This is a genomic window from bacterium, from assembly GCA_016124905.1.
In the GTDB taxonomy this organism is placed as follows: domain Bacteria; phylum Pseudomonadota; class Alphaproteobacteria; order Rickettsiales; family RI-342; genus RI-342.
The window spans coordinates 21,606-29,786 of sequence record WGMV01000012.1 but is presented as its reverse complement, the minus strand read 5'-3'; the positions used below and the strand labels follow the sequence as shown (position 1 = coordinate 29,786).

Sequence of the window (8,181 nt, the reverse complement as noted above, 5' to 3'; positions counted from 1 at the left end):
CAGGCCTTCCTGCAGAATCTTGCCGCATTCCAGCGTCACCGGGTTGCCGAGCGCTTCCTTATAGGTGCGCAGTTCCTCACCGAGCAGACGCACCAGTTCACCACGCTTGGGCGCGGGCAGGGCGCGCCATGCATGAAACGCCTTGTGCGCATCGCCGATAATGCCGTCCACCTGCCTGGCATCATGCACGGCCAGTTCCGCCAGCGCCGCGCCGTCAATGGGGCTGGCCACGCTCAGGCCTTTGCCTTTCCAGCTGTCGATATTAAAGCCGAGTTGCTTGAGCAGTTCGTTCAGCATGGTCTTATCCTTTGTAATAACGCCCGTTTTTCGTAGCCAGGAAATCATCCAGCAAAATATCCTCCTGCCGCACGAAACCTTTTTGCGGCAGCTTGCCCTTGGCCACCAGCTCCACCACCGCGGCCACCGAGGCCGCCGTCGTCCAGGAGATGGCGCGCCATTCCTGCCCGTTCACTTCCACCGGCGTGTAGGCATTCACGAATTCCTTGCGCGCGCTCTGGCCGTTGATGGTGCCGTTCACCGCCGCATGCAGATAAACCACATCCTCTTCCACCGGCGGTTTGGCCTTGGTCAGCAGCTTCACGGCAAATTCGCGGTCGCTGGCAAGGTTCAGCTCCTCCAGCAGGAATTTCATCATCCGCCCATGGCCGGGATAGCGCATGGATTTGTAATTCAGCTCCCGCACGCGGCCCAGATAGGTCTCGCACATTGTGCCCAGCCCGCCGGAGGTGGTGAAAGCCTCAAGCGAAAGCCCTTCGATACGGATGGTTTCGAACTGCTCCAGCGCGGGCACTTCCATTTTCCGCCCTTGCTGAATCACCTCGCAGGCGTTGATATATTCATTTACGACACCTTCGGCGCTCCAGTTGAAGGCATAGCCCAGCTCACCGGTTGGATGGCGCGGCAGCGCCCCAACGCGCAGATGGATGGTGTCCAATGTGTCGAACTGCCGCGCCAGGCTCGCGCCGATGATGCCGATGATGCCCGGCGCCAGCCCGCATTGCGGCACCAGCGCCGCCTTGGCGGTGGATGACATGGCCTGGATGGCCTGCGTTGTCGGCACATCCTCGGTCAGGTCGAAATAATGCTTACCCAGCTTATGGGCAATTTTCGCAATCGGCAGGTTCAAATGATAGGGCAGGCAGGACACAAGCGCATCCACCTTGCCCAGCGCATCGCCCACGGCTTTTTCGTCCCGCGTGTCCAGCGCCTTGGCCGTAAACCCCAACCCTTTGCGTTCCTGCTGGTCATAACCGGTAACCTCAAACCCTGCTTCCTTCAGCAGCAGGGCCACCAGCGTGCCCACCTTGCCTAAGCCAAGAACCGCAACCTGCTTGAACATAAAAATGCCACCCACATAAACCGATAATATTCGCAGCTATACGAGCGCAGCGAGTTGGGCCATTGAGGCCCCGCGCCCTAATGGGCGCGTGAAGCGAACGTAGTGAGCCACATAAATTCTGGTTGCTAACTTTGTTAGCGACCAGATGGGCGGCATATTGGGTGAAAAGACGGATTAAATCAATGCCAGTGCGTGCTGCTATGCACCGCCCACCGCATGGCCTTGGCCTTTCGTGACTTCAAGCAACGCGCTTTCAAGAGTTTTTACGTCCTTGCTCATGCCTACATTCGTGTTTTCGGCATTGGCCTGGCCAATCAGCGCATTATCCTTGAGTTGGGTCAGCGCTTCCTTCTGGTCGTATTCATGCTCGGTATCCACGTCGCGGCCACCGGTCATCTTGCGGATGAAGCCGTAGAAGCTCGTGGCAATCGCGCCCAGCCCCGCGCCGATGGCTATAGGAGGAACCCCTGCGCTGGCGCCGAGCAGGGCCGTGCTGGTGGAAAGGCCGCCGGCCGCCGTGCCGCCGATCACGCCACCGCCGATGCCGCCACCTACCCAGTCTTTCGCGCCGGTCAGGTCATGCAGGAAATTCTTGATGCCGCGGCCGATGGCTCCGGCTGCGCCAAGGGCTTTATCATGGCGTCCTTCATGGTCTTCACCGCGATGCGCGCCATGCTTGATATTCTCATGCATCTCATTGAAGTGCTGACGCGTCAGCTTCACTTCGATGTGGTAATGCCCGCCTTCTTTTTTCAGCACCGCGCTGCGGCAATTTTCAATGCCCAGGGCGGAAAGAATGGCCTTGCCCTTGCCTTCCGTCAGGTCAACTTCCGTCACGCGTTTAAGCAGGCCTTTTTTGACGCCGTTTTCGGCATTCAGCAATTGCTCGCACAGATGCTTGGCCTCGCTGGAAGTCGGATCCAGCGCCAGCGTGGCATAGGTGTCCTTGCCTTCGCCGCCGAAGAAACCGCGCACGCTGCTGTCGATCAGACTGCCCAGCTGCTTGGCCGCATCGCTGGACCACACCACGCGGAACCCGTTGGTCACGCCATCCTCGGCGAGAATCTTGGAAGTCTCGCGGATCATGTCGCTATGCGTCTGGCTGAAGCGGTAGATCTTGGTGTTATTATCAAGCGAATCCTGCACATGGCTCATCACCAGGCCGGCGTTGAACAGGCGGTTTTTGTGCACTTCCGCCGGTTTCATCTGGCCTTCATGCTGGGAGATGAAACGTTCGGAAATCACCGTATCCTCATAAGAGGCGCGGCCGATATCCTTCAGCATACGGCTGGTGCCCGCAGCGAATTCAATGAGATTATAGGAGCTGTGCACGCCGCGAATTTTCACGGAATGCTTGTCGGCTTCCTTCATCGCATCGCGGAATGTCTTGATATCAGGGTTATCGGCAAGCGCGCGCAGATCGCTAGCGGCCTGTTTCAGGCTGTTGCGGTCATTGCTGCCGCGGCCACGAAAATCGCCTTTATCCGCAACTTCCTGAAGCATGTCAGCCATGCGGTTCAGGGTATCCTTGTCATCTGCCGTGAACGAAAGGGAGGATTCACGCTTGCGGGTTTCATCCATTGCCTGTTGCATCGGGCGCGGAATGGAAGGACGGTTCGGCAGATCGCGCAGATGCGCTTCCGTCGCATAGGCATTGATGGGGGCGAATGCTTCCTGGCTGATGACGCCTTTAAGGAAGGCGCGTTCGGCCACTTCATACATCCCGCGAATGGCGGCTCGGCCGTTTACCGTGGTGGCCAGGTCGTGATTATTGTTCAGGGCGGCAAATGCGCTGCCGATGTGAATCACGGCATTCGTGCCTTCGCCCTTGATCATGAAACGGTCGGAATGATTCTTGAACCAGGGCATTTCGGCGATATCGGCCATGGCTTTAATCGCGGCATCCAGCGGCGAGGGTGCCGGGGGCAGCTTGCCATCTATCAGCGCACGTCCCTGGTCGTAAATGAATTGGGCAATGCCATGTTGGACATTTTGAATGCCGCCCACCGCCTGCTGTAATGCTTCCGTAACCGGAGCATCGTCCAAATTGACCTGGTCAATAAGGCTGTCCATTCTGTCGTTCAGTTCTTCAAAGCGGGCCACGGTGCCCGGCTGACGTGGGGAGCGTTCGATATCCTGCACAAGCGCGCGGTACTCATTGGCCAAGCTGGCGAAGGCGTCTTCATGCTTCGGCGCCGGTTGCGGATGATCGACCATGGGATTGGTCGAAGCGGAAGGCGTTACCTCAGCCGTTGAATTTTCTTCAGGAGTGGAGGATACGGACGCATTAGACTGAGAGCGATAAGTGCTTGGAGAAATAAGTTTTGCGAATTCAGCAAATACGGGAATAGCCTGACCACCTGCCTCAATCATCGCAGCGGTGGCATTGATGATTTGGCGCGGCTTTTCCGGCAGCGGGAATGTGCCGATAGATTGAATCACCGCAGCGGTGGCAGAAGCAAGCCGTTGTGCCTGCGCTGGATCGAACTGCATGGCAGGTTGCGGATGCTGCTGTGCTTCCTGCAGGCTTTGCTCATCAAATTGAATGCGGTTGTCTTGGCGGATTAAATCCTGATATGGCTCCAGGTCCACCGCAAGCACATTGCCGTTCGCCAACAAGGTGGCATGTTTGTTTTTGGCATCTTTGTAATATGCCACAATATCCAGCAGCACATCGCGTACGACATCCTGCGATGTGCCTCCTTTTCCGCTGCCCAGCAAATTAATGCTGCCAGCGCCTCGCTGAGCCTGGATGGTTATTTGTTGCCCATTCTCCAGCGTCACATCAAACGCATGAGAATTCTGCTGGCTTTTATTTGCGATAAACGCTTCCAGCTGTTCAAATATTTGATCGGGTAACTGTGCCATTTTTAAGCTCTCATAAAAAATATAACCGCAGATTACCCGCATTTATTTGATAAAAAGTTAATGTAATTAATTAAATTAACCTTATTTCAGCCTGTTACAAAAACTTCACAAACGGCGCTAAGCACAGGAATTGCTAGGCGCAGCCTGGGCAACATGCTAGGCCACCTATATGGAAAACAGGAAACAGGCCATCATCACAGGCGCCAGCAGCGGCATCGGCGCGGCGCTGGCGGAATCGCTCGCACGGCGGGGCGGCTGGAGGTTGCATCTCCTCGGGCGCGACCATGCGCGGCTGGAGCAGGTCGCCGCGCAGTGCAATCAGTCCGGCGCGGAAGTCCATACCCATGTCGCCGATGTTACCGATGCCGATGCCATGCAGCGCATGCTGGCGGCAATTCAAGCGCAAGGCCCTGTGGATCTCGTCATCGCCAATGCAGGCATTTCTGGCGGTAGCGATGGCGGTGCGGAAAAGACGGAGCAGATGCGCCGCATCATCAACGTGAACCTCCTGGGCGTGATCAACAGCATCCAGCCTTTATTGCCGCATATGATTGCGCAGGGCAGGGGCCGCATCGCCATCATCAGTTCACTCGCGGGCTTCCGCGGCCTCTCCACCGCGCCCGCCTACAGCACCAGCAAGGTCGCCGCCCGCGCCTACGGCGAAGCGCTCGCCCCCATGCTCGCCAAACACGGCATCACCGTCACCACCGTCTGCCCTGGCTTCATCAAAACCCCGATGACGGACGTCAATCCGTTCCCCATGCCCTTCCTCATGAGCGCCGAAAAAGCCGCAGGCTACATGCTCCCCCGCATCCTGAACGGCAACCGCCTCATCGCCTTCCCCCTGCCCATGGCACTCGCCGCCCGCATCCTCGCCCTGCTGCCACGCGCCATCGGCGACCGGCTGATCGCACGCATGCCCAATAAAACCGGGTTTGAGTGAGTGACGTGGGACGCTGTCCAACACCCTGTCAGGGGACTAGTCCCCTGAACCCCGGATTTTCTCTCACTCCGGCCCGCCGGGCCGGGATGAGAGAAAATAATGGGATACAAGGGCCTAGGCCCTTGGCGGGGCATGGGGCAGAGCCCCATATCACTCATCCACAAACAACGCTTTCAACTGGGTCAGCATCGTATCCGCCAGCTTGTCGATATCGGTGATGGTGATGGCGCGCTGATAGTAACGGGTAACGTCGTGGCCGATGCCGATGGCGAGCAGTTCCACCGGGGAGTTCTGCTCGATGGCCTGGATGACCTCGCGCAGGTGCGAGTCCAGATAGCCGCTGTGATTGACCGAGAGCGTGCTGTCATCCACCGGCGCGCCGTCGGAGATGACCATGAGGATTTTGCGCTGTTCAGGCCGCTTGAGCAGGCGTTCATGCGCCCAGAGAATCGCCTCGCCGTCGATATTCTCTTTCAGCAGCCCCTCTTTCAGCATCAGGCCAAGGTTGGCGCGTGCGCGGCGCAGCGGTGTGTCTGCCGTCTTATAAATAATATGTCGCAGGTCGTTCAGACGTCCGGGCCCACCACCACCTTCACCGAAACCAGAAAGCGGGCTGCCGATGCTCTGCCAGCGTTTGCGTGCCTGGCCGCCTTTCCAGTCACGCGTGGTGAAGCCGAGTATCTCCACCTTGATGCCCGCGCGTTCCAATGTGCGGGAGAGAATGTCGCTGCTCATCGCCGCCACCATGATGGGCCGCCCGCGCATGGAGCCGGAATTGTCGAGCAGCAGCGTCACCACCGTATCGCGAAAGGGTACTTCTGTTTCCTGCTTGTAGATGCTGTGATACCAGGGTGAGACAACGAGGCGCGAAAGACGCGCCGCATCCAGCAACCCTTCTTCCTGTTCAAACGCCCAGCCGCGACGTTGTTTTGCCAGCAGCAACCGCTGCAGCTGGTTGGAAAGCCGTGCGGCAAGACGGTTATATCCGGCAAGCTTCTGGTCCAGCTTGGCGCGCAGGCCGCGTAATTCATCCGCGCTCACCAGTTTTTCAGCCGCCACCACTTCATCGAACGCGCGGGTGAACACATGATAATGCGAAGAGATAAAATCAAACTCCGCCGCATGGGTATTGGGGATATAGGGCGCGGGCAGGGCTTCCTGCTGGTCCTGGTCCACGCCTTCGCTGTCGGTCTGCTGCTGTTCCAGCTCCAGGTCGGCGATAGGCCCGGGCGGCGCGCTGGCTTGCATGGATTCCTGCTCGGTTTTGCTGTCCTCCTCGTCATCCGCATTGCCGTCCTGCGGCGCGGGGGAGGAGCTCTCCTCATCCGGCTTATCGTCATCATTGCCTTCGGTGGGCGATTGCCGCGCCCCCATGCCGAGCTTTTGCAACAGGGCGGATGCCGCCGTCAGAAAACCCGCCGGCTCATGCACCTTCTGGCTGAGCTGGTCCAGCCCGTGCCCGATGCGCGAAAGGATCCACGGCTCCCATTGCGCCATCAGTTTCTTCATGGCCGATGGCGGCTTTTCGCCCGTCAGGTGCCGCCGCAGCATCAGCGCGAGAATTTCGCCCAGCGGCGGCTCCTGCTTGTCGGAGAGATTACCGTAGCCGTTCTTGAGGCAGCGAAGCTCCGTGCGCAGGCGTATGTTATCCGCCACGCCCTTCATATGTTCCGCGCCGATGGATTCCACCCGCGCCCGCTCCAGCGCATCGAGAATATCGCGCGCCTTGCGCGATTCCGGCAGATGCTGCCGGTAGATATTCGCCTGATGGTATTTGTGCCACAGCGCCAAAGCATCACCCGCCGCCCGCACATTGGCAAGCTGGGTGGGTGTCGGGTTATCCGGCAGGCTGGGAAGCTGGAAGGATGAGCCGCTGGCGCTTCCTTGGCCATGCTGGCTGCCGTAACCCACATCGAGTTTGCGGTCGCCCGCCAATGCGCGGGTAACAGCGGCGATGGCCTCCCGCCGCGCATCAAGATTGATGGCATGGCGGCGCTGGTTTTTCACGGCGTATGAACAAGCGGTTTGTTGATATCGACTGGGATCAATTCCACGCCGAAGCAGCGCTGGTAATATTCCGCCACCAGCGGGCGCTCCGCCTCATCGCATTTGTTCAGAAAGCTCAGGCGGAAGGCGAGGTGGATATCGCCCATGATCTCGGTGTTCTCCGCCCAACTGATGAGCGTGCGCGGCGACATCACCGTGGAAAGGTCACCCTGCATGAATCCTTCGCGCACCAGGTTGGCGAGCTGCACCATCTGCGCGGCGATCTCCTTGCCCTTGGCATTGTCCAGCGCGGGAATACGCGCCAGCAGAATGGCCATTTCCTGTTCCAGCGGCAGGTAATTGAGCGTCACCACCATGTTCCAGCGGTCCATCTGCCCCTGGTTGATGGGCTGCGTGCCGTGATAAAGCCCCGTGGCATCCCCAAGACCGATTGTGTTGGCCGTGGCGAACAGGCGGAAATAGGGGTGAGGGCGGATGACGCGGTTCTGGTCCAGCAGGGTAAAATGGCCCGATGCCTCCAGCACGCGCTGGATGACGAACATCACATCCGGCCGCCCGGCGTCATACTCGTCAAACACCAGCGCCACCGGTCGCTGTAATGACCATGGCAACAGGCCCTCGACAAACTTCGTCACCTGCTTGCCTTCTTCCAGCACGATGGCATCTTTGCCCACCAGGTCGATACGGCTGATATGGCTGTCGAGGTTGATGCGCACGCAGGGCCAGTTAAGCCGCGCGGCGATCTGTTCGATATGGGTGGATTTGCCGGTGCCGTGATATCCCTGCACCATCACCTTGCGGCCATACATGAAGCCCGCCAGCAGCGCGGTGGTAATCGCCGGGTCGAACCGATAGCTCAGGTCGATATCCGGCACATATTCATTGGACTTCTCGAACGCCTTCACCGGAAAATGCACCTTGGTGCCGAAAACCTTCTGCGTATCCAGCACCGTGCTCGGGGCATCAAAACCGGCGAATGCATCGACGGCCATCACATCATGGG

At 58.8% G+C, this 8,181-nt stretch carries 6 protein-coding genes; 1 reads left to right on the top strand and 5 read right to left on the bottom strand.

Annotated features, from left to right (window positions below):
* The 3 genes from GC177_04605 to GC177_04595 all read right to left on the bottom strand — a co-directional run.
* Positions 1-297, bottom strand: a 297-nt coding sequence (locus GC177_04605; GenBank protein ID MBI1275234.1) for an aldehyde dehydrogenase family protein, incomplete at its 3' end; no start/stop codon positions are given.
* A 4-nt stretch (positions 298-301) separates the two neighbouring features.
* Positions 302-1,360 (bottom strand): L-lysine dehydrogenase, encoded by a 1,059-nt coding sequence (locus GC177_04600; protein ID MBI1275233.1) that lies wholly within the window; start codon positions 1,358-1,360, stop codon positions 302-304.
* Between the two features lie 198 nt (positions 1,361-1,558).
* A complete protein-coding gene (locus GC177_04595) occupies positions 1,559-4,228 on the bottom strand; it encodes a hypothetical protein (protein MBI1275232.1) in 2,670 nt (889 codons plus the stop codon).
* Between the two features lie 169 nt (positions 4,229-4,397).
* On the opposite strand from GC177_04595, the gene GC177_04590 reads away from it, so the two are divergent.
* Complete coding sequence (locus GC177_04590; GenBank protein ID MBI1275231.1) at positions 4,398-5,171, top strand: SDR family NAD(P)-dependent oxidoreductase; 774 nt, start codon at positions 4,398-4,400, stop codon at positions 5,169-5,171.
* 150 nt (positions 5,172-5,321) lie between these two features.
* Here the strand turns inward: GC177_04590 and GC177_04585 are convergent, their stop codons facing one another.
* Both GC177_04585 and GC177_04580 read right to left on the bottom strand, forming a co-directional pair.
* Positions 5,322-7,178 carry a cobaltochelatase subunit CobT gene (locus GC177_04585; GenBank protein ID MBI1275230.1) on the bottom strand — a complete coding sequence of 619 codons (1,857 nt, stop codon included), beginning with the start codon at positions 7,176-7,178 and terminating at the stop codon, positions 5,322-5,324.
* Positions 7,175-8,170: an AAA domain-containing protein gene (locus GC177_04580; protein MBI1275229.1), complete on the bottom strand. Its 996-nt coding sequence runs from the start codon at positions 8,168-8,170 to the stop codon at positions 7,175-7,177. The genes GC177_04585 and GC177_04580 overlap by 4 nt, the downstream gene beginning before the upstream one ends.
* Positions 8,171-8,181: the final 11 nt, after the last annotated feature.

Excerpts from the sequence above, each read along its gene's own strand:
- GC177_04600 (MBI1275233.1), bottom strand. The coding sequence starts at position 1,360 with ATGTTCAAGCAGGTTGCGGTTCTTGGCTTAGGCAAGGTGGGCACGCTG.
- GC177_04590 (MBI1275231.1), top strand. The coding sequence starts at position 4,398 with ATGGAAAACAGGAAACAGGCCATCATCACAGGCGCCAGCAGCGGCATC.
- GC177_04595 (MBI1275232.1), bottom strand. The coding sequence starts at position 4,228 with ATGGCACAGTTACCCGATCAAATATTTGAACAGCTGGAAGCGTTTATC.
- GC177_04580 (MBI1275229.1), bottom strand. The coding sequence starts at position 8,170 with ATGGCCGTCGATGCATTCGCCGGTTTTGATGCCCCGAGCACGGTGCTG.